Origin of the sequence: Spiroplasma turonicum, assembly GCF_001262715.1 — a bacterium.
Taxonomy (GTDB): Bacteria; Bacillota_I; Bacilli_A; order Mycoplasmatales; family Mycoplasmataceae; genus Spiroplasma_A; species Spiroplasma_A turonicum.
The window spans coordinates 1-22,545 of the sequence record NZ_CP012328.1 but is presented as its reverse complement, the minus strand read 5'-3'; the positions used below and the strand labels follow the sequence as shown (position 1 = coordinate 22,545).

Genomic DNA, 22,545 nt, shown 5'->3' with positions numbered 1-22,545 from the left:
CTAAGCTTTTGGTTCTACTTTTTCTACATTAGATTCTTTTGCTTCTTCTTTTGCTTCTTTTTTTTCTACAAAATTATCGTCTTTTTTAAATCTTCTTTCATATGGTCTATTTGGTTTTCTTTCTTCCTTATATTTAGACATATCTGTTTTAGCATACTTAGTTGATTGAATATAATTTTTTTCATTTTCAGTATTTATCACTAAATATCTAACTACATTTTTATCAATTCTTGATATACGTTCAAACTCTGCTATATTTGTTGAATCTGTTTCAACAATTAAAACAATATAATGTCCTTTTTTCTTTTTATTTATTTCATATGCAAAATCCTTTAAACCTCAATTTTCAGATTCTAAGATTTTACCTGAATTAGCAGTTAAAATATCATTTAATTTTTTTTCAACTTGTTTTACATCATCAACATCTTTGTCAACAATGTACATAATTTCATACTTTCTAATCATGTTTCTCCTTTTGGTCTATTGGCCTAAAAAAAGGCAAGGAGTTAATTTTAAATTAACTCGCTTTTTTATTATATATTATTTAATAAAAAAAATAGAATAATTATTCCATTTTTCCACATAATATTAATATTCCCCCAATTAGTCCTGAGAGAATTAATGCTACAACTCCTGGAGCGATATTTGATTTCAATTTACCTTTTAACATTAAACTACAAAGAACTATTGTAGGTATTTGAATAGAGGCATAAATAATAAAAAACACAATAATAACTGTTGAAGCTACAGCTGCAGTTGCACCTGAATAACCGTTTTTGTTTTCTTGTGCACTAGATGCTGCGATTGCAGTTATGCCAAAAGCCAAAGCACATAATATTGAAACAAATATAATTAATCCAGCAAATACAATTGAAACTATAGCCCCGGCTTTAGAAATTCCATCTGGTCTCATAAAAAACTCCTTATAATGTGATTATACCAAATAATTAAAAATATCTTCTTTGAAGGTTATTTTTTTATTCTTTTCATCTCCGTTAATAGTTTTTATTTTTATACCTTTAATTTTTTCAACAGCTTGGATATCATCTAATCAATTTTCATCTAAGCAATTATAAGCATTTTTGATTAGTTCTGTTTTAAAAGACTGAGGAGTTTGAGTTGTAAAATAAATTTCTCTATTCATTGTAGTAATTTTCTTATTTACCATTTTTTTTAAACAGCTAGTTATTGGTAAAGTAGGAACCACTGCATCAAATTTAAGTTGATAGTACATTATTTTTTCCACAAGTTTTTTAGATATGAATGGTCTTGCCCCATCATGAATCATAACATAATTATTTTTAACTAATTTAAGACCTTCCATTACTGATAAGGACCTTGTTTTTCCACCTTTTACATAAGTAATTAGATTTTTATCAATAACATTAAAAACTTCATCATTAGAAACTAAAATGATTTGATCAAACTCATTAATTTTTTTAAAAGCATTTATTGTTTTGTTAATAAGAAAATCACCATCAATTTTTGTTAGTAATTTGTTCTCATCTCCAAATCTTTCTGAACCACCATTTGCAACTATTATTACAGTAAACATAAAACTCCTTATTATAGTATTTTTATTTTATTAGAGTTACAATATTCAATAAATTCGTTTGATCATATTGAAGAGTGTACTTCAGCAATATGTTGTTTCTCTGTAATTGTCATCGTAACTCTATTTACAAATATTCCAGCACTTAATGTAATTGGTAATTTGTTTGCTTTTATTAAAAAGTTATAATTTGTATTATTTTTATAATTTTCTTTTAGTAAAAGGTTTTGTGTTCTTAAAACTTCTCTATCAACTTGGTATGAAGCATACCCTAATGACATTGCTTTTTCACACTCATGATTATAAACATACAATTTTGAGTATGTTTTAAAATTAAAAACGTCTTCTGAAAAGTTATTCATACTTTTGTGGTTGATAATTTTTTCAACATAATCTTTCAAAACAAAGCTACCATTTTCCTTAGCAAATTTATTAATTCTTTCTTTAAAAGTTAATAATGGATATAGTTCACGTAATTTAGTATAAGTAACAAATGTTAAAGTTTTAGAGAAATGTGAGGTTTTTAATATCTTAAATTCACTACTCACTTTTTTATCAACATTGTAAATTAGAGTATAAATATCTATTAATGTTTTATCTAAAAACTTCATATCAATTTCTTTAGAAACAATTTCTATCCCTAACTCTTCATAAATAACAGAACTAGTATTGCTTGCTTTTGTATCTCTATCAATTGTTGTAAATTTTGATATAATTCCTTTTTTTAATTCCAAGTGTTCAATTTTTGAAATAATTTTTCTTCTTCATTTATTATTTGATAACATTATTTCACCAAAGTCTTTGAATTCAGTTATATCAAAATCTATTGGTCTTTTAGTTTGTTGGAAATCATCATTTAATCATTCTTTTTTATCTGTTACTATTGTGCTATCAACTGCAATTAGCTTAAATTTTGAACGAACATCAAAAAACAAGCTATCTTTTATTAACTCAATAGCTTTTAATGTTTCTTTAAAATTTAATTTTGAGACATACCCAAGAACAATTCCATATTTCATTAATTACCTCTAGGTCTTAATTGTGGGAATAATAAAACATCTTTTATAGAGTCAGAATTAGTTAGCAACATAACAAGCCTATCAATTCCAATTCCAATTCCGGCAGTTGGAGGCATTCCATACTCCAGTGCTTCAATAAAATCAATATCTAATTCTGATGCCTCTTCATCACCAGCCTCTGCTTGTTTTATTTGATCTAAGAATCTTTCATATTGATCAATAGGATTATTTAGTTCAGCAAAAGCATTAGCATATTCTCTTTTATTTATAAATAATTCAAATCTATCTGTAAACCTATTGTCATCTTTATTAAGTTTAGACAAAGGTGAAATTTCCTTAGGGTGGCCAATTATAAAAGTCGGTTCAATTATTTTGTCTTCTACATAGTGTTCGAAGAATAGGTTTATTATATGACCTACAGAGAAATGATACTTTTCGTATTTTAATTTATGAGTATCAGCCAATTTTTTTGCTTCATCATATGTCATTTTTTTTCAAAAATCAACGCCACAAACTTCTTTAATAGCATCTACCATGTGTCATCTTTTGAAAGGCTTAGAAAAGTCAAAATCAATACCTGCGTAGTTAACTTTTGTAGTACCATTTACTTTTAATGCACAAGTTCTAAAAATCTCTTCACAAATATTCATTAAAAAATTTAATTCTTTATATGCAACATATATTTCAATTGAAGTAAACTCAGGATTGTGACGAGTACTCATACCCTCATTTCTAAACAATCTTCCGATTTCATAGACACCCTCAAATCCACCAACTATACATCTTTTTAAATGCAGTTCTGTTGCTATTCTTAAATAAAAGTTAGTATCTAAAGCATTATAATGAGTAACAAATGGTTTTGCATCTCCTCCAGCTTTTATAAGATGAAGAATTGGTGTTTCAACTTCCATATAACCTTTTTCATCCAAAACAGATTGAATAGTTCTAATAACTTTGCTTCTTTTTTTAAAAACTTCTTTAGTTTCTGGGTTAACTATTAAATCAACATATCTTCTTCTATATTTTTCTTCTATATCAGTTATACCTGCATATTTATCTGGTAAAGGTTTTAAAGCTTTAGTTAAAAGTGTATATTCCTTTACTCTTATAGTTAGTTCTCCATGGTCTGTTTTCATCATTATTCCTTTTACACCAATGATATCACCTAGGTCTAAATCCTTAAAGTGAATAAAATTTTCTTCACCTATTTCATCTTCTCTTACATAAAGTTGTATTAAAGCGTCCTGATCTTGAATGTTAGCAAATATAGCTTTTTTACCGGCTTCTCTAAATAATCTAATTCTACCTGCAGTGCTTATTATATTACCAGCACTTATTTTTACAAGATCTTCTTTAGAAAAATTATCAAATTCCTCAATTATGTTTAATATCATGTGGGTTCTATCATAATTATTTTCAACATAAGGGTCTTTGCCAGAATTGATTAAACTCTCTAATTTTTTTCTTCTTACTAACTCCTGTTCACTAAAATTTCTATCAAAATTGTTTTTCATTTTTTTAACCTCTCAAATTAATATAAATTTAATACATTAACTAAATCTTCATAAGTATTTATATAAACTGCCTTTTCTTGCATTGATTTATAATTAGGGCTTTTAATATAAGATTTAATGTATCAAACTAATTGTTTTCTCATCTCACGCATTGCTTTTTCTTCATTAATTTCTTCTATTAATAATTTTGCATGCCTTATAATTGTTTCTTTCCATTCATTTAAATCTGGTTTATCCAAAAAATTATTTGTTTTTAAGTAATAATCTATTTCTTTAAATATTCATGGGTTGCCTTGTGCTGCCCTTGAAATCATTATCGCATCGCAATTAGTTTCTTTAAACATTTTTTTTGCTGAAGGTCCATCTACAACATCACCATTACCAATTATTGGAATATTTACATTTTCTTTAACTTTCTTTATTCAACTTCAGTCGGCATTACCTTTATAGAATTGGTTTCTTGTCCTTCCATGAACAGCAATTGCACTAGCACCATTTAATTCTGCAATTTTAGCAAGTTCAACTACATTTTTATTTTCTTCATCTCAACCTATTCTCATCTTAACTGTAACAGGTTTATTTGTATTTTGAACAACTGCTTTTATAACTTCTCCGACTCTTTCGGGATAATTAAGAAGGTTTGCTCCAGCTTGGCTTCTTAATGCAACTTTGGGAGCTGGACAACCCATATTAATGTCTATAATATCGCAATCCGAATATAAATCTACAATTTTAGTTCCTTCAACGAATGAATTTACATCATAACCAAATATTTGTAATGAAGTAGGTTTTTCAATCTTAGAAACATATATCATATCTTTTGTTTTTTTATTATTATGAATAAGCCCTTCCATGCTCACCATTTCTGCATAAACTAAAGAAGCTCCTTTTTCACGACATATGGTTCTAAATGCACTATTAGTAGTTCCTGCCATAGGGCCAAGAAAGAGTTTTCCATTTATCTCAATATTTTTAATTTTCATTAACCTATTAAAGAACCATTCAAATACATAAAGTTATTTATTTCAGTAAATTTTAAATATATTCTTGAATAGTGCTTGCCAAAAAACTCTTGTAAATGGTTTGCAACAACCTCTTGTTTAAGCGGTCTACCTAATCATTCAACTGTAACATAAAGAACATTAAAGTCTCTCTCATTAGTAATAAGGTTTATAGGTTCAAACATAAATACAAAATTTTCTACTTTTGCATTAACTAATAATGCTAATTCTCCTATTTTATTATGATATTCTTTTACTTTATCAAGGTTTTCTCCTCTAAATGTAAATATTGGCATAATTACCTCCGTCTCTTATTTTTATTATATACTTATTTATTAAGCAAATAAAAAAGTACTTAAAAGTACTATTTTATGATCAATCAATATCTGTTGGTTTTTTTGGATTCATGTTTTGTTTAATATTATCTATTAAACCATTTTTAACATGTATTACTGTATCTCCTATTTCACTAATATTTGGATTATGTGTAACAATTATTACAGTAGTTCTATACTTATTTTTTATATCAACAAGTATTTCCAAAACTCTTCTACCCATTTCTTCATCAAGAGCTCCTGTTGGTTCATCACCAAATAGAATTTCAGGATTTTTTGCAAGTGCTCTTGCAATAGAAACCCTTTGTTGTTGACCACCAGACATCTGATGGGGGTATTTATTCATTTGATCTTCCATTCCAATAGTCTTAAATATGTCAACCAAAGACATTTTATTATCTTTTCTTTTACTTAGATTTTCTCCAACCTCAGCATTTTCCTTAGCAGTTAAATTAGAAAGTAAATTATATTGTTGAAAAATAAATCCTACATTCTCACGTCTAAATTTTGTTAAATGTGAATCCTTAAGAAGTGATAAATTACTTCCTAATACAAAAACATCACCCTCAGAAGTTTTGTCAAGCCCTGAGATTGTGTTTAATAGTGTTGTTTTACCTGAACCAGAGGGTCCTAATATTACAATGAACTTTCCTTTTTCAATTTTAAGATCTACACCTCTTAAAACTGGTGTTAATACATCACCTGTTTGGTATCATTTTTTAACATTATAAAGTTCAATAACATACTTATTAGTATCTGGTTTATTACCAGTTGTAGAAATAATATTTCCTGTTAATATTCTTTTAGAATATTTAGATGTTGTTTGTTTTTGAAATTTTACTTTTTGCTTAAGTTCTTTAAATTCATCGTTTTCATTAAAAACAGGTTTTTCAACTATCGTAAATTCTCTAACATTTTCGTTCATATTAATCTCCCTTATTATAAAAGTACACTAACTAAATTTTAACACACTATTCAATTAATTTTTCAACTTCCTTAGGTGATATGTTATATTGTTTAGTGCAAAAATCACACACTACTTCAATTACTTCACCATCCCTAATTGCTTTCTCAAGTTCTTCCTTATCTAATAGTTTTATAGAAGAGAGAACTTTCTCTAGTGAACAACTACATTGAAACTTAATTTCTTTACTTTCCAAAATTTTTGCGTCTTCTGCGATATCTTTAATTAAAGCATCGTAATTTGTTGACTTTTCAAGAGTATCTAAAAGATGGCTCAATGTTCCTAATTTTTCTTCTATGAAATCAATATCTTCATTTTTAAAATTTGGTAACATTTGAATCATAATCCCGCAGGCTTTTTTAAGGTTATTGTCCTCAAAAATAACGCTTGAAGTTATCAAAGAATTAATTTGATCACTTTTTTGTAAATAATACATAAAGTCTAGATTTATTTCTCCTGAAACTATTTCCACTCGTGATGTGTAAGGTTCAACTAAATTTTTTTCATATCTTGAAACTTGTAAAAAGCCATTTTTACCAACTGATTGAGAAAGTAGACTGTCTTTACTTTCTTGAATTTTTGTCAAGTCAACTGTTTTGTTCTGAACATAACCTCTAAATTTATTATTGTCAAACTCGGCTATTATTGAGCCTAAATAACCCATTCCATTAATATTTGTAACTACTTTTGAGCCATCTTTTATTGATAAACTTATTAAACTTGTGTTTATAATTGTTTTACCTATAGCCTCGGTTGCAACCTTATCTAGTTTTTGCAAACTTGATATTTCTTTTAAACCCTCTGTTATATCTACTATAGATATTTTTACACTTCTATTGTTGCTTATAGCTCTTATTTGTAAATCCATTATTTAAATTCCTTTCTTTAAAAAAAATAGCAGATTAATGCTATTTTTTTTCATCCTCATCTGGTTCGAACTCTAAAATTTCACCAGCATTTTTTTTCTTTTCTTCTTTTTCCATACGTTCTTTTTCAAGAATTACTTCGTTTGGAAGTTTATTGTACTTATTAATATATTCAATTTGTTCTGCAGTTATTGTTTCTAATACACGTAATGATTCTGCAATTAGTTCTAAAGTTTCTAAATTCTTACTGATTATATCGTGTGCAATTTTATAGCAATTATCTAATATAGTATTAATTTCTATATCAATTTTATATGCTACTTCATCAGAATATACCCCTTTGGTTTGACCATATGATTCTTCTTGCATAGTAAGGTATTTTGTAAGACCAAGTGAAGACATTCCGAATTGAGTAACCATTCTTCTTGCAATATTAGTAGCTTTATCTAGATCATCATGTGCTCCAGTTGTAATCTTATCTTTACCGAACATAATTTCTTCAGCAGCCCTACCACCAAGATATCCTGCTATTGAGGCAAAAAGATCTTCTTTAGATGAGAAGTTAGATTCATCCTTAGGAGTCATTATTGTGTAACCTCCAGCATTACCTCTAGGAATAATTGTCACTTTTTGTACTTTTGAAGCAGAGTCTAATTTTAAACCTATTAATGCATGACCAGCCTCGTGATATGAAACTACTTTTTTATCTTGTATAGTCATTGCTCTTGATTTTTTAGCCGGACCTCCGACAACTCTATCAATAGCTTCATCAATGTCACTTAAAGTTATCATCTTTCTTTTATTACGGACAACTAAAATTGCTGCTTCATTAAGAACATTTTCTAACTGTGCCCCTGAAAAACCTGGTGTTCTTTCAGCTACACGTTTTCAATCAATTTCTGGTGAAACAGATTTGTTTCTTGCATGGAGTTTTAGTATAGCTTCTCTTTCACGAATATCTGGAAGTGAAATTTGTATAATTCTATCAAAACGCCCAGGTCTTAATAAAGCTGGATCTAAAACATCAACTCTATTTGTTGCAGCCATTACTATGACACCTGAGTTTGAACCAAAACCATCCATTTCAACAAGTAATTGGTTTAGAGTTTGTTCATTTGTAGCAGAACCCATTGCTGTATTTCTTTTTCTACCGACAGCATCAATCTCATCAATGAATATGATGCATGGTGCAGCTTTTTTGGCATCACCAAACAAGTCCCTAACCCTGCTTGCTCCTAAACCTACAAACATTTCTTCGAATTCTGAACCTGCCATTGTAAAAAATGCAACATTTGCCTCTCCGGCAACTGCTTTTGCTAATAATGTTTTACCAGTTCCTGGTGGACCTTCCATAAGAACACCTTTTGGTACCCTAGCACCCATCATTGCATATTTATTTGGGTTTCTTAAGTAATCTACTAATTCTACTAACTCAGTTTTTTCTTCATTTATACCTGCTACATCAGAAAACTTAACATCTGATTTAATTTGTCTTGGTCTTGATGATTTTCCTCCAAGGATTCCACCGCCCATTCCACCTTTAGACATAGCACTAAAGATTCAAACATAGACACCAACCATAATTAAAACTGGTAATAATGACTGTGCTAATGTTCAGATTGGTGAAGTTATTTCTTGGTTTGTTACAATCTGACTAACAATGTCTCTAAACATAGGATTATTTAGCAAATAATCATATTGTTGGTTGTTTATACCTACAACAAATCTATGAGGTGAGCCATTTTTTTCATACACCCCAGAAATAACATGAACACCGTTATAAATTTTTTCTTCTAGAGAACTTGTCACAATTTTATTTTGACTAAGTAAGTCTTGGAATTGCTGATATGATAGTTTCTCAGCTGAACCTGCTATAAAACTGTATATTGCAAATCCAAGAACAACCAAAAGAAGTAATGTAATAATAATAATTCATAAAGTTTTTTTATTTTTCATTAAACTCCGCTCGCTTTTTCTAAATCTATTTTATTCTAACATATTTTATTTAAAATAACTTTGTCTACAGGATCAAACACTAATATAGTTTTAAATCTTTTTAAATAACTAAATTTTTTATTCATATAAAAGTCTTTTAATCTTTTTTTATTATAATATAATTTTGATTGTCATTTAACCCAATTGTTAGTGTATATTAAATTAGTTTTTTCATTTTGTGTTCACTCAAACCCTTGAGGTTTAGAAAAGGACTCAAAAACTTCAACCGTAGAGTTTTTAACTATATATACTCTGTTATAATCTTTGATTATATTAAAAGAGTTAATGCTTATATTTATGTAACTCTTATCAGAAGACAATTGTCTAATTATTTCTTTTAATCTTGCTTTTTTAGATTTTAATATTTCTGTGACTCTATAATTTTCTTCAACATATTTAAAAAAATATCTCAGGTTAAAATCATTATCTTTAGTAAAAGTGTTTAAGTCAAAATACTTTTTTTGTTTTGGCAATAATTTTAATATTGTTTTATTATATTTATCTACTTCCTTATTTTCTATATATATCAATTTTTCATAATACTTAAAACTGCTTTCAGATAAATTTTTGCGTATTTTATTTCTAGAATATTTTGTATCATAATTAGTTGTATCAATTGCATAGAGCAAATTAAATTTATTCATTTTTTTAATAATAGTAGATTTTTTTAAATTTAATATTGGTCTTAAAATTAGGCAATTGTTTATATGGGTTTTATTTTTTATACCATAAAATTTAACCATTTTGTTTTTTTGAGTTTGTAATAAATATGTTTCTATATGATCATTTTTATTATGCCCCGTTAAAATTGCATCAGCTTCTTCTTTTATTAATATTTCTTTTAAAAAACTATACCTTTCGTTTCTAGCTCAAGATTCAAAATTTTTATTTTTTGTTTCATAATATATATTTTTTACATAAAATAAAATATTGTTTTTTTTACAATAATCTTCAACAAGTAACTGGTCATGAATTGAATCAACTCTATAATTATGATTAACGTGACATACTACTAAGTTTTTAAAATTTTTTTTGACGAGATTATGTAAAAGATACATACTGTCTGGTCCGCCAGAAACAGCAACTATGTACTTTTTATTTTTTTTTAATTTCATATTAATCCTTGAAATATTTCTTAACTTCATCTGTATAGGTGCCATCTTCATTATGAACATAGAGTGGTTGCATTATTGTGCAACCTTGTTTGTTTGAAAGCTTTGCTTCCACAAGAAATTTATCACTTTTTAAACTACTTTTCTTTGAGTATATAAATCTTACTTTTTTTGCCACGAAACCTTTATCACATAATTTAGTTATAACTTCATCAAATCTATCTGTCAAATGTATCATATATAATTTTCCTTCATTATTTAATAAAATTCTTGAACTTTTAATTAACTGATCAAGTGTTAATTTTAACTCATGCCTTGCAATTGATATTTCTTGAGATTCTTTAAATTTTGAACCTTTACTAACTTTAAAAAAAGGAGGGTTACAAATTACAACATCAAACATATTATTTTTATCTATACAAAATTGGTTTATATCTTCATTATAAACAACTATTTGATTTTGTTTATTATTAAGCATAACATTCTCATTTGCTATATCACTCGAGCTTTTTTGTAATTCCACAGCAGTTATTTTAGAAGATGTGTATCTTGACAATATTAAAGGGATAACACAGTTATTAGTACCTACGTCGATTAATCTCTTGGTTTTACTATTTAATACAACAAATCTTGCAAGGAGAACAGAATCTAAGCAAAAATTAAAATGATTGCTTTCTTGATATATATATAAGTCTTTATAACAAAGTAAATTATTTTTAAGCTTCATTTATCTCCTTAATAAAAATATTAAATAAATATTCAATCTCTAAGATGTAATAATTTGAAATGCTTATGTTATTAATTGAATCTAAAATTTTTTCTGCTAATAAACTATTTTTAAGTATAAATATTTTAAAGTTATAATTTAATCTTTCAATAACTTCTTTTTTTTCAACATTCTTAAGATCAGTGAAATATTTTAATAACTTTAATTCGTTTTTTTCATTATAACAATCCCATAAATTATCATTAAGTTTAATATTAACATCTTCTGTGATGTTGAACAGCAAACACCTTGATTTAATAGTTGGTAAAATTTTTGAAATATCATTTGACAAGATTAAACAAAAAGTGTTTTTAGTGGGTTCTTCAAGGAATTTTAGAAGTGTGTTAGCAGCGTTTTCTTTTAAACTTTCACCATTTCTTAAAACATAAAGTTTTTTTTCAGAAAAGTTGAATGATGAGTGTGAAAATCTATTAATAACTTTTAGGATTTCTTCTTTTTTTATGTTTGAATTTAATCCATCTATAGTTGCAATATTGAAATTACTTTGATAACTGTTTTTTATGCAATAATCACAATTATCATATTCGATGTTGTTATTTAAACAAAATAAGACTCTTACAAAATCATTTTTACAAGAATCTAAAATAGTTTGATTATTTGAAAGAACTATTATTGCATGATGTAGTTGTTTTTTTTTCATTGAAAGTGAACAACTAAGTAGAAAATCATTTTTAGTCATTTTTAGATAGTCTTTCATTTAAAGCATCGTTAATAAGAAAATCTACTTGTTGCAAAACTTCATTTATTGGTTTTCTTGAATTAACCACTTTTATACGGTCAGTATTTTCTGAAATTAAGATTTGATAACCTTCGTATACTGCTTCATGGAATACTGAATCTTCACTTTCTAATCTGTCTGGTTTTCTTTTTCTTTTTAACAGCCTTATATGAGCTTCTTTTGGTGTTATATCAAAAAAAATAGTTAAATCCGGTTTTGTAGAACCTAACACAATATTTTGAACTTCATCTATTTCTGCCATTCCAACATTTCTTGCATAACCTTGATATGCAGAAGTTGAATCCATAAAACGATCACATATAACAATGGTTCCAGCCTTTAATGCAGGTATAACAACTTTATCTAAATGTTGCTTTCTAGCAGCTATGTATAAAAGTGTTTCTGTTCAAGGTGTTATAATATTTTTTTTATCAAGAATCATTTGTCTAATATCTTCTGCGAAGGTCTCTCCTCCAGGTTCTCTAGTAAGTAAAACTTTAAAACCTTTTTGTGATAAGTTATCTTTTATCATTTTAGATATAGTTGTTTTTCCAGAACCATCAATTCCTTCAAGTGAAATAAAAAGCATATGAACCACCTTTTTTTATTTTTTTATTATTTTTCTATTTTCGATTGCATTTGTAAGGGTTTCATCATCTAAATAATCTAATGAACCTCCAAATGGAATACCTCTTGCTAATCTAGTTATCTTTTTACACTCATTCTTTAAACTATTTAATATATAATTTGCAGTAACTTCACCATTAAAAGTAAGATTAGTGGCTATTATCACTTCTGTTTCTTTACTTATTCTAGCAAATAAATTTGGTAAGTGTATTGATTCTGGTAATATATTTTTATTTAGATTTATTTCACCATTAAGGACATGTATTAAACCTTTATAATTACTTTTAAAGACTTTTTTTGCTTCTTTTTTTGATGTTACTACACAAATAAGATTTTTATCTCTTGTTTTATTGTCACAAAAATCACAGATATTTTTAAATTTATAATAATTACATACCTCACATGATTTATAATTTTTCTCTATATAATCTAAAGTTTCTTTCAAAAGAGTTAATTTATTATCATTTTCAATTAAGTCAAAAATTATTTTTTCACTTGTTTTTTCTGTAATTCCTTCTATTTTCTTAAGTCTTTCTACTAAATCCTTCATCCTATTTTTCAACCTCTATATCAAAGTCATTAAAGTGTTCTTTTACATCATTTAAAAATTTATCTTCCTTATCATCAGAAAGTTTTGTTTTTTTGTATGAAAAACTATTGTAGTCTTGCTTAATATATGTTGGTAACTTGTTTTGATTTTTTAGATCCATAAACTCAGTTTTTATATGTATTCATTGTTCTTTAGTAATTGGGATTAAAAATTGTATTTCAAAAAAATTAAAAATCTTGTCTCTTATTTCATTTATTTCTAATTTATTAATAATTCAATTTGTTAATGTTATATTATCTAAAACAAATATTGCACACTCATTGCTTGAAGCTACTACTTTTGAAGAATACAAAGGTATCAAAATGTTTGATAAATCATTTTCTAAATCTAATAGACTAAAAAAATCATTTAATTTATTTTCTATTAATAGTCTTTTTTCTTTATTTGCATTTATTAATTCATTTATAACTTTCGAGTTGTCGAAATAAACATTGATATCATTATTAATATTATTTCTTAATAGTTCTTTTAATTGATAATCTTTTTTGTCATCGTCAAGTGACAATATAGTTTTATTATTGAATACATTCTCACTTACATGAGCGTTGCTCTTATCTGTCTCTTTAATATTTTGTTTTTTATTTTGTTCTACTAATGTTTTATCATTTAAATCTTTTTTTTCATATTGTAATGGACTGGCCTCACTATTAACACTTATAAGTTTATTAAAATGAAATTTAGTTATTTGTAGTAAGATTATTTGAACACCTATGCTTGTATTTTTTGTTTTTACATAAGCTTCTGTTAATAAATCTGTTAATTGTATTATTGAGCTAGTATGAAAACTCAAAAAGTTTTTTGCTTCTTCTTCTTCTAACACTTTTAAATAAAGCTTATTGTTACATATTTTATACTCTATAATTTCTTTTAAAATTTCTAATAAACCTAATAAGAATATTGAAAAGTCTATTCCTTTCTTATCAAAGTCATTAATCATTGTAATAACATAGTCTATATTTTTTTTAAATACATTTATTAACAAATTAATTTTTTCTAGTTTAGAAGAGACATAAAATAATTTTTTTAATTTATCAATTGTAATAACATTCTCAGAAACTGTCATACATTGTTCTAAATAATTTAAAGCATCTCTTAAAGATCCATCACTTATATAAAAAATTTCGTTGGCCACTTCCTCATTTAATGTATATCCTTCAAGAGTAGAAACTTCTATAAGTTTTTTTTTCATATCATAAAGATTTAGTTTATTGAAATTATATACATGACATCTTGATATTATTGTTGGAGGTATTTTATTTTGTTCAGTGGTTGCCAATATGAATATTACGTGTTTAGGAGGTTCTTCTAAAGTTTTTAATAAAGCATTAAAAGCAGAGTTAGAAAGCATATGAACTTCATCGATTATATATACTTTATATTTTGATAAAGCTGGTAAAGTTGTAATATTCGCCTTAATACTTCTTATTTCATCAATCCCGTTATTAGAAGCTGCATCAATTTCAAAAAAATCCGGATGTGATTCTCTGTTAAACTCATTACAACTATTACAATTATTACAAGGATCAATATCATTAATAGGTTTTTTACATTGAATCACTTTAGCAAAAATTCTTGCTAAGGATGTTTTTCCTGTACCTCTTTGACCAGCAAAAATCATAGCATGTGTTATTGATCTTTTTTTTAGTTGACTTTCAAGAATATCCTTTACAGTGTCATGACCAACTAAATCATTAAAGTTGCTAGGTCTGTATCTTCTATATAATGTTTTTTTATTATCCATTTTTAACCCCTTAATTCTTTAAAAAAGTTTTTTAACTCTTTTTTAAACAACTCTTCTTGACTTATATTATATACTTTATTAAATTTTATGTTTGACTTAATTAATGAATAGTCTACCTTCTCATTTTCAAGTCAATAATAAACGTTCTTAATATTAGTTTGTTCTAAAGTTGCAATGCACATTATGCAAGGTTTTAAATTAACATATAATGTAAATTCAGACAAATTTTTTTTCTTTGTTTTTTTGAATGCCTTATCTATCACTAGTATTTCTGCATGGTTATTAAATTTATATTTTTTTTGTCTAGTATTATAACTTTTAAATAATATTTTGTCTTCTTTAATTAAAATTGAAGCTACTGGAACATCTTTTGTTTTTTTACATTTTTTAATTAATTTATATAAAGTATTAAAAAAAATATTCTCTTGCATAAAAAAACCTCTAAAAAAAGTAAAAAAAAGTCAATGTACAAGGCACTAGATTCTTATGGCTGCTACCTTCCGGTCCTGACCAAGTTCGAACGTCACCCTTACAATGACAAATATATATTATCATAATTTTATAGAATTACATTATATTTTTTAAATATTGTTTCACGTGAAACATTTTTAAAATGTTTCACGTGAAACAATTTATTTATTAAACTTTATTGAAACTGATGAAACGTGTTCTGAATCTATTATGTCAAAACCAATTACACCAGTGCTTTTTCTAGATTGTAAGTTTATATCACTAGCTAAAAGTTTAATTGTTTTACCATCTGAAGAAATCATTATAATTTCATCTGTTTCTCTTATTGAAAATATGTATTTTAAATTTCCAGTTTTTTCATTTAATTTCATTCCTAAAATACCTTTTGATCCTCTACCCAAAAGATTTATTTCTTCGATTAAAGTTTTTTTCAAAATACCTGAATCAGAAATAGTTACTATCATTGTATTTTTTGTTGTTGAACATGCAGAAACCACTTTATCATCATTATCTAATTTTATTGCTATAACTCCTCTTGATCCTCTAGACATTGTTCTGAAGTTATCTTCTGATGACCTTAAAATTTTACCTTTTAAAGAAGCAATTAGTAAATTTTCATTTCCTTTTGTTGAAACTACTGATACTAATTTATCTTTATCATCTAGTATGATAACTAGCTTACCAATATTATTTATTTTTTCAAACTCTTTAATTGAAAGTCTTTTAGCAATACCTTTTTCAGTTAGTAAGAATAAGTTTTCACTCTTGTTGTGTTTATAACACAGTACTGAAGTTACTTTTTCTGATTGACTTATACCTATATAATTTACTAATGGAATACCTCTTGAGTTTTTAGAAGATATTGGAATTTTATAACCTTTAATTTTATAAACTTTACCTATATTAGTAAAAAACAAAATTTCATCTTTTGTTTTACCGATTGTAGATATAATAATTTCATCTTCACTTATTGGATTCAATAGAGTTCCTTTACCGCCTCTTTTTTGGGTTTTTATCTCTTCTAATTTAATTCTTCTTATGTACCCATCTTTTGTTAAAGTTAATAAAAATTGATCATCTTGAATTAATTCTTCTTCTTCTATTTGAGTATCTTCTTCTTCAATGATTTCTGTTCTTCTTGCATCGCCGAATTTATTTTTTATATCTACTAATTGCTCTATAAGTATTTTTTCTTGTATTTCTTTAGAATCTATAATTGTAATTAAATAATTAATTCTTTTTATAATTTCTTCAATTTCATTTACTATTTTTTCATGTTCTAAAGACACAAGTCTTTGAAGTCTCATATCTAAAATTGCTTTTATTTGTCTTTCATCAAATCCAAATCTAGAAGTAAGATTAATACTTGCCTCTGAAGTGGTTTTTGATTCTTTTATTATTTTAATAACTTCTTCAATATTATCAATTGTAATTTTTAGTGCATTAAGAATATGCAATTTTTCATCTAACTTGTTTTTTTCATAGATACTTCTTTTAACAATCATAGACACCTGATGGTTAATATACAACTTAATTAGATCTCTAATATTTAAAACTTCAGGCTTACCATTATTTAAAGCAAGCATATTTATTGGAAAGTTGTACTGTAAATTAGTATACTTATATAATTTTTTTATTATCAATTGAACATTTGCATTTTTATTTAATTCTACAACTATTCTTATCCCTTGATAATTTGATTCATCTCTAATATCACTTATTCCAATAATTATTTTATTTTTATATAGTTCAGCTATTTTCTCAACTATTCTCAATTTATTAGTTTGATAAGGTATTTCAGTAATTATAATTCTTGATTTTTTTTCTGTTTGCTCTGTTAATATTTTTGCTCTAAGTGTTACACTACCTTTACCGGTTTTGTAACCTTCTATCATGCTTTTTCCGTTTGTCATTAATGCACCCATTGGAAAATCAGGACCTTTAATAAATGTAAGGATTTTTTCTATGGTTATTTTATCATCTTTGATTGTTTCAACAATTGCATTAACAACTTCAGTTAAGTTGTGAGGTGGAATATTAGTTGCCATACCAACAGCTATACCTGTTGCACCATTTACTAATAGATTAGGGAAATAACCAGTTAAATAAACTGGTTCTTTCTCAATTGCATCATAATTATCAACAAAAGGAACGGTTTCCATATCAATATCTTTTAATAATAATGAGGAGATCTTTGCAAGCCTTGCTTCAGTGTAACGCATAGCTGCTGCACCATCACCATCAATTGAACCAAAGTTACCATGTCCTTCAACTAAAGGATATCTATATGAGAAATCTTGAGCCATTCTAACCATAGCTTCGTAAACTGATGAATCACCATGAGGGTGATATTTACCTATAACTTCCCCAACAATACGTGCTGATTTTTTATGAGGAGTATCTGAAAAAATTTTAAGTTCATTCATTGCATAAACAATTCTTCTTTGAACTGGTTTAAGACCATCTCTTAAATCAGGAAGCGCTCTACTTACAATAACACTCATTGAGTATTCTAAAAAGTCTCTTTCAACTTCTGTTTTTATGTCAACCTCTAATATTTTGCTATTAGTGTTATTTATATTTTTCATAAAATACCTCTTCTAGATATCGATATTTTTAACAAACTTTGCATTTTCTATAATAAATTTTCTTCTTTCTTCGGCATTATCTCCCATAAGATTAGAGAAAACTTCATTTGCTAAAAATGCATCTTCAGCAGTAACTTTTAACATTGTTCTGCTTAAAGGGTCCATTGTTGTTTCTCAAAGTTGCATTGGATCCATTTCTCCAAGACCTTTATATCTTTGAATATTAAATTTCACTCCGTTATAAATTTCTTTTTTTAAATCTTCTAATTCACTGTCACTATAAGCATAGTTAACATTTTTATTATTTCAAATTTTATATAATGGTGGTTGAGCAATATAAATATTTCCATTTAAAATTAGTTCTTTCATATATCTATAAAAGAAAGTTAATAAAAGGACTTTTATATGAGAACCATCTACATCAGCATCAGTCATGATTATTATTTTACCATATCTAAGTTTTTTAATATCTAAATCTTTTTTAACATCTGTACCAACAGCTGCTATTATAGATTGTATTTCAGTGTTTTCAAAAACCCTGCTTTGTTTAACTTTTTCAACATTTAAAACTTTTCCTTTTAAAGCAAGAATAGCTTGGTTTTTTCTGTTTCTTCCTAATTTTGCACTACCACCAGCTGAATCACCTTCGACCAAGTATAATTCAGATTCTTCGACGTTTTTTGATTCACAGTCAGCAAGTTTCCCAGGTAAAGAGAAACCTGTTAAGACTGATTTTCTTTTTGTGTCTTCTCTTGCTTTTTGAGCTGCTTTCCTTGCTTTTTGTGATAATGTGATTTTGTCGATGATTTTTTTTGCATCATCAGGATTTTTTAATAAGTATTCCTTGAAGTTTTCAAGAACAACAGTATAAACACTTTCCTTAGCATCATTGTTAGATAATTTTGCTTTTGTTTGACCTTCATACAAAGGATCTCTATGTCTAATAGAAACAACTGCAACAATTCCTTCTTTTAAATCATCTCAAATAAACTTTAGGTTGTTAGATTGCTTCAAATTATCAATATATAAGTGTATTGCTTTTAATAATGAAGTTTTAAATCCTTCTTCATGAGAACCACCTTCAGAAGTAAAAATATTATTGCAAAAAGAGAATAAATTATCATCATAGTTTTCGTTATATTGTACTGCTACTTCAACTTCAATTTCATTATCAGTTTTGTTAACATAAAAAATTTTGTTATTAACTTTTTCTTTACCACTATTAATTTCTTTTACATAATCCTTGATACCGTCATAAAATAAAAACGATACTTCTTTATCAGTTTTTTGATCATATAAATTAAGTTTTAGACCTTTATTAAGAAAAGCTAGTTGTTTAATTTTATTTTTTATAACATCAAAGTCAAAGTCAGTAGTTTCTTTAAAAATAGTTTCATCTGGTTTAAAACAGATTATTGTTCCATTACCATCTGTTTTACCAATTGTTTCAATTTCAGTTGCATCTTTACCACCATTAGAAAACTTTTGCTTAAATATTTCACCATTCCTCATTACATAAGCAATTACATAATGTGATAATGCATTAACAACTGAAGCACCTACTCCGTGTAATCCACCAGATACTTTATAGGTACTTTCATCAAATTTACCTCCAGCATGTAAAACTGTGAAGATGGTTTCTAAAGTTGTTTTGTTAGTTTTTGGATGGATATCAATTGGTATTCCTCTTCCATTATCCTTAACAATAATTTCATTATTAGTTGTAATTACAATAGTAATTTCATTACAATAACCAGCAAGAGCTTCATCAACAGAATTATCAATTATTTCTCAAACAAGATGATGTAATCCATTTTTATTTGTATTTCCAATATACATTCCCGGTCTTTTTCTAACCGCTTCTAAACCTTCTAAAATTTGGATTTGATCTGCATTATAATTATTATTCATAAATAACCTTTTTTCTACCTAATAATTATAACATTTAAAGCATATTATGTATAAAGCATGTCATTAATGATTAACTTGTAAACATTGGTAATATTATTTGACTTAAACTATCATCTTCAGCAGAAGAAATCACTATTGGTTTTTTAGAATCTATAAGGTTGATTTCAAGAGTTTTGGTTTCAAAAGTTTTTAAAGAATCAATTAAATATTTAGAATTAAAAGAAATGCTTTGGCTATCAATACCTTTAAGTTCAAATTCTTCAAATGTTTCTTCAAAACTACCTACTTGATGAATACTTGATTTAATGATTATTTTTTCATCTTCAAGAATCATATTTACAACAGGTATTGAATTATCATCATTTGGTAAATCAGCCCTTGAAATTAATTTAAAAAACTTTTTATTATCAACAAATATTGTTGTATTAAAATCACTTGGAAATACAGCATTTACATCAGGAAATTGTCCTTCTAAGATTGTAGTTTGAAAAACAGTGTTATTTATAACAATAGAAGTATAACTATCAACTATTACAATTTTACACTCTCCATTATCTGGCAAAAGTTTGATAATTTCCAAAACACTTCTATACGGAATGTTTGTTTCAAACTTATTTTCAATATTAGTAGATCAAAAGTTCAATCTTTTTCTTGAAACCCTATATCCATCAGTACCAGTTATATAAAAAGCCCCGTCTTTCAAAGCAAAATTCAAACCTGATAAAACTATTTTTTGTTTTCATTCGTTAACAGAAATTATTGTTTGATTAAGAGCCTTCTTAAGGTCAAAACAATTTACATTGATTGAGTCACCTTTTTCTCTAAAAGCTAAATTTGGATATTCATTAAAATCTAATATATTTAAAGAAAATTCAAGTTTTTTACCAGATAAAACTGCAACGTTGTTTTCAACACAAGAAATGTTTACAATATCATCATCCATTTTTTTTAAAATATCTAAGAAGTATTTTCCTTTTATCAACATACTACCAACTTGCTTTATATTTAAATTCATTTCATTTAGTCTAACAAGACTTTTTATTGAAACAACAGTATTAGTCGAAGTTAGAGACAAAGAATCTATATTTACATCTATCAATATACCTGTAATAGATGGAGAAGGCGTTTTAATATCTATAATCCGATTACACTTGTTAATTTCTTCAATTAAAGCAATTCTATTTATACTAAAGAACATATTTCCTCCTATTATATAATTATTAAAATTATTATTATTATACTATTAATATGTGGATAACCTTAAAAACCACAGTTTTTTACTGCTATTTTAGAAAAAAGTTTACGATACTATATCCTTTTTTATTTTTTTCAAAGCCGAGCGGAAAAGCTTGTCCTCTTTCAAAAATTTGTTTATTTTATTAAATGCGTTCAGGACTGTTGTGTGGTCTTTTCCACCAAAAGCAAGTCCAATTTCAGAATAATTTTTTTTCAATAGTTCACCAGTTAAATACATTGCCACATGTCTTGCTTTTACAACATTTTGGACCCTTATACTACTGTCTATTGATTTTATATTAACACCATAGTATTGACTGACAACATCTTTTATTTTTTGAACTGTTATTTCTCCACCTGGGGCAAAAGAATAATCTTCAAGAATTTTTGATATGTAATCGACATCTATCAATTCACCAGGTTTATGTTTATTTTGTATAAAATAGAATTCAATTTTGTTTATTATACCCTCTATCTTTCTCACGTCTGTTCCAAAAAAAGACGAGATGTATTTTTTACTTTCGCTAGATAAATTAATGTTTGCTATCTTGCATTTATATTCAATTATGTTAAGTGACGTTTCATTGTCAAGTTTTTCTATTTTTACACTAAGACCTTGAGAAAACCTTGATACCATTCTTTTGTCGAACCCATTAAGCTGTTCCGGGAATTTATCTGATGAAAGGACTATTTGTTTATTATTTTCAACAAATGAATTAAATATATTAAAGAAAATTTCATTAGTTTTACCACTATTTGCCAGAAATTGTATGTCGTCTATTAAGATGACATCTATGTCGTTCATTTTAGTTTTAGTCATTTCAATCTCTTTGAAGCCATCCATTAAAGAGTCCAGGATATTTTTTCTAAAATCTGAAGAAGTAAAGTATTTTATATTTAAGCCAACATTTTCTTTAGAAACCTCATTAGAAATAGCCTTTAGAAGGTGAGTTTTACCAAGACCAGAATCTCCGTATATAAATAAAGGATTCCATTTTGTGCCTAAATTTTCGATTACTGATTTAGCGGCATTAAGCGCGTTTATATTACTAGATCCAGTAATAAAATTTTCAAATGTGTACCCACTTACTAATAATCGTTCTTTTTTTAAAGAAACTATCGATTTTATTTCTTTTTCTTTTTCGAATTCCTCTTTTGTTAAAACTGTTAACTTGATGTCTTTTCCAACATTATCAGAAATGTTGTTTTTTATAGGTTCGGCTAAGTTTTCTAAATATCACTTTGATAGTTCTGATTTAACCACTATAACTTTTTCTTCTTCACATAACTCTTCGAGATTTGCAACTTTAATATATTCATCATAAATATTAGGTTCTACAAGATCGGATGATATTAATCATTCTTTAGTTTTTTTTCAGATTTCTGAGTTTTTCATTGTAAACCTCCTTTATTTTGATAATAAAATTATAATTTATTGTTGATAAATAGTTGTTAATAACTTTATAAAAGAATAAATAAAAGATATTTTTGTGGATAA

Annotated in this window: 21 protein-coding genes and 1 other RNA gene; all 22 read right to left on the bottom strand. The window is 26.5% G+C overall.

Annotated features, from left to right (window positions below):
- Window positions 1-465, bottom strand: a complete 465-nt coding sequence (rpsF, locus tag STURON_RS00115; protein WP_075047884.1) for a 30S ribosomal protein S6 — start codon at window positions 463-465, stop codon at window positions 1-3.
- A 100-nt stretch (window positions 466-565) separates the two neighbouring features.
- Window positions 566-913, bottom strand: coding sequence for a hypothetical protein (locus STURON_RS00110; RefSeq protein WP_075047883.1), 348 nt, complete (start codon window positions 911-913; stop codon window positions 566-568).
- Window positions 914-934: 21 nt separating this feature from the next.
- On the bottom strand, window positions 935-1,555 hold the full coding sequence (locus STURON_RS00105; RefSeq protein ID WP_075047882.1) for a 2-C-methyl-D-erythritol 4-phosphate cytidylyltransferase: 621 nt from the start codon (window positions 1,553-1,555) through the stop codon (window positions 935-937).
- Between the two features lie 11 nt (window positions 1,556-1,566).
- A complete protein-coding gene (locus STURON_RS00100) occupies window positions 1,567-2,571 on the bottom strand; it encodes a class-II aminoacyl-tRNA synthetase family protein (protein WP_075047881.1) in 1,005 nt (334 codons plus the stop codon).
- Complete coding sequence (lysS, locus tag STURON_RS00095; RefSeq protein WP_075047880.1) at window positions 2,571-4,085, bottom strand: lysine--tRNA ligase; 1,515 nt, start codon at window positions 4,083-4,085, stop codon at window positions 2,571-2,573. Before lysS ends, STURON_RS00100 begins: the two co-directional genes overlap by 1 nt.
- A gap of 17 nt (window positions 4,086-4,102) precedes the next feature.
- The gene (gene dusB, locus STURON_RS00090) at window positions 4,103-5,068 is read right to left on the bottom strand and encodes a tRNA dihydrouridine synthase DusB (RefSeq protein ID WP_075047879.1); all 966 of its coding nucleotides are present in this window, start codon (window positions 5,066-5,068) and stop codon (window positions 4,103-4,105) included.
- Window positions 5,068-5,382, bottom strand: coding sequence for a DUF1904 family protein (locus tag STURON_RS00085; protein WP_075047878.1), 315 nt, complete (start codon window positions 5,380-5,382; stop codon window positions 5,068-5,070). Before STURON_RS00085 ends, dusB begins: the two co-directional genes overlap by 1 nt.
- Window positions 5,383-5,455: 73 nt before the next feature.
- The gene (locus tag STURON_RS00080; protein WP_075047877.1) at window positions 5,456-6,346 is read right to left on the bottom strand and encodes an ABC transporter ATP-binding protein; all 891 of its coding nucleotides are present in this window, start codon (window positions 6,344-6,346) and stop codon (window positions 5,456-5,458) included.
- Between the two features lie 46 nt (window positions 6,347-6,392).
- Window positions 6,393-7,253, bottom strand: coding sequence for an Hsp33 family molecular chaperone HslO (locus STURON_RS00075; protein WP_075047876.1), 861 nt, complete (start codon window positions 7,251-7,253; stop codon window positions 6,393-6,395).
- 40 nt (window positions 7,254-7,293) lie between these two features.
- Entirely contained in the window at window positions 7,294-9,207 is a 1,914-nt protein-coding gene (gene ftsH / locus STURON_RS00070; RefSeq protein ID WP_075047875.1) for an ATP-dependent zinc metalloprotease FtsH, read from the bottom strand.
- 35 nt (window positions 9,208-9,242) lie between these two features.
- Complete coding sequence (gene tilS / locus STURON_RS00065) at window positions 9,243-10,361, bottom strand: tRNA lysidine(34) synthetase TilS (RefSeq protein WP_158500500.1); 1,119 nt, start codon at window positions 10,359-10,361, stop codon at window positions 9,243-9,245.
- A 1-nt stretch (window position 10,362) separates the two neighbouring features.
- Window positions 10,363-11,085, bottom strand: a complete 723-nt coding sequence (locus STURON_RS00060) for a tRNA1(Val) (adenine(37)-N6)-methyltransferase (RefSeq protein WP_075047873.1) — start codon at window positions 11,083-11,085, stop codon at window positions 10,363-10,365.
- Window positions 11,075-11,785, bottom strand: coding sequence for a DNA polymerase III subunit delta' (locus STURON_RS00055; RefSeq protein ID WP_158500499.1), 711 nt, complete (start codon window positions 11,783-11,785; stop codon window positions 11,075-11,077). The genes STURON_RS00060 and STURON_RS00055 overlap by 11 nt, the downstream gene beginning before the upstream one ends.
- Window positions 11,786-11,816: 31 nt before the next feature.
- Window positions 11,817-12,452 carry a dTMP kinase gene (gene tmk, locus STURON_RS00050; RefSeq protein WP_075047871.1) on the bottom strand — a complete coding sequence of 212 codons (636 nt, stop codon included), beginning with the start codon at window positions 12,450-12,452 and terminating at the stop codon, window positions 11,817-11,819.
- A 15-nt stretch (window positions 12,453-12,467) separates the two neighbouring features.
- Window positions 12,468-13,040, bottom strand: a complete 573-nt coding sequence (locus STURON_RS00045) for a toprim domain-containing protein (RefSeq protein WP_075047870.1) — start codon at window positions 13,038-13,040, stop codon at window positions 12,468-12,470.
- Window position 13,041: 1 nt separating this feature from the next.
- Window positions 13,042-14,841: a DNA polymerase III subunit gamma/tau gene (gene dnaX, locus STURON_RS00040; protein ID WP_075047869.1), complete on the bottom strand. Its 1,800-nt coding sequence runs from the start codon at window positions 14,839-14,841 to the stop codon at window positions 13,042-13,044.
- Between the two features lie 2 nt (window positions 14,842-14,843).
- A complete protein-coding gene (locus STURON_RS00035; RefSeq protein ID WP_075047868.1) occupies window positions 14,844-15,272 on the bottom strand; it encodes a deaminase in 429 nt (142 codons plus the stop codon).
- A 23-nt stretch (window positions 15,273-15,295) separates the two neighbouring features.
- Window positions 15,296-15,383, bottom strand: an RNA gene (gene ffs, locus STURON_RS00030) — signal recognition particle sRNA small type.
- Between the two features lie 90 nt (window positions 15,384-15,473).
- The gene (gyrA, locus tag STURON_RS00025) at window positions 15,474-17,900 is read right to left on the bottom strand and encodes a DNA gyrase subunit A (RefSeq protein ID WP_075047867.1); all 2,427 of its coding nucleotides are present in this window, start codon (window positions 17,898-17,900) and stop codon (window positions 15,474-15,476) included.
- Window positions 17,901-17,912: 12 nt separating this feature from the next.
- Window positions 17,913-19,811 carry a DNA gyrase/topoisomerase IV subunit B gene (locus tag STURON_RS00020; protein ID WP_075047866.1) on the bottom strand — a complete coding sequence of 633 codons (1,899 nt, stop codon included), beginning with the start codon at window positions 19,809-19,811 and terminating at the stop codon, window positions 17,913-17,915.
- 70 nt (window positions 19,812-19,881) lie between these two features.
- On the bottom strand, window positions 19,882-21,009 hold the full coding sequence (gene dnaN, locus STURON_RS00015) for a DNA polymerase III subunit beta (RefSeq protein ID WP_075047865.1): 1,128 nt from the start codon (window positions 21,007-21,009) through the stop codon (window positions 19,882-19,884).
- A 102-nt stretch (window positions 21,010-21,111) separates the two neighbouring features.
- A complete protein-coding gene (gene dnaA / locus STURON_RS00010; protein ID WP_075047864.1) occupies window positions 21,112-22,443 on the bottom strand; it encodes a chromosomal replication initiator protein DnaA in 1,332 nt (443 codons plus the stop codon).
- Window positions 22,444-22,545: the final 102 nt, after the last annotated feature.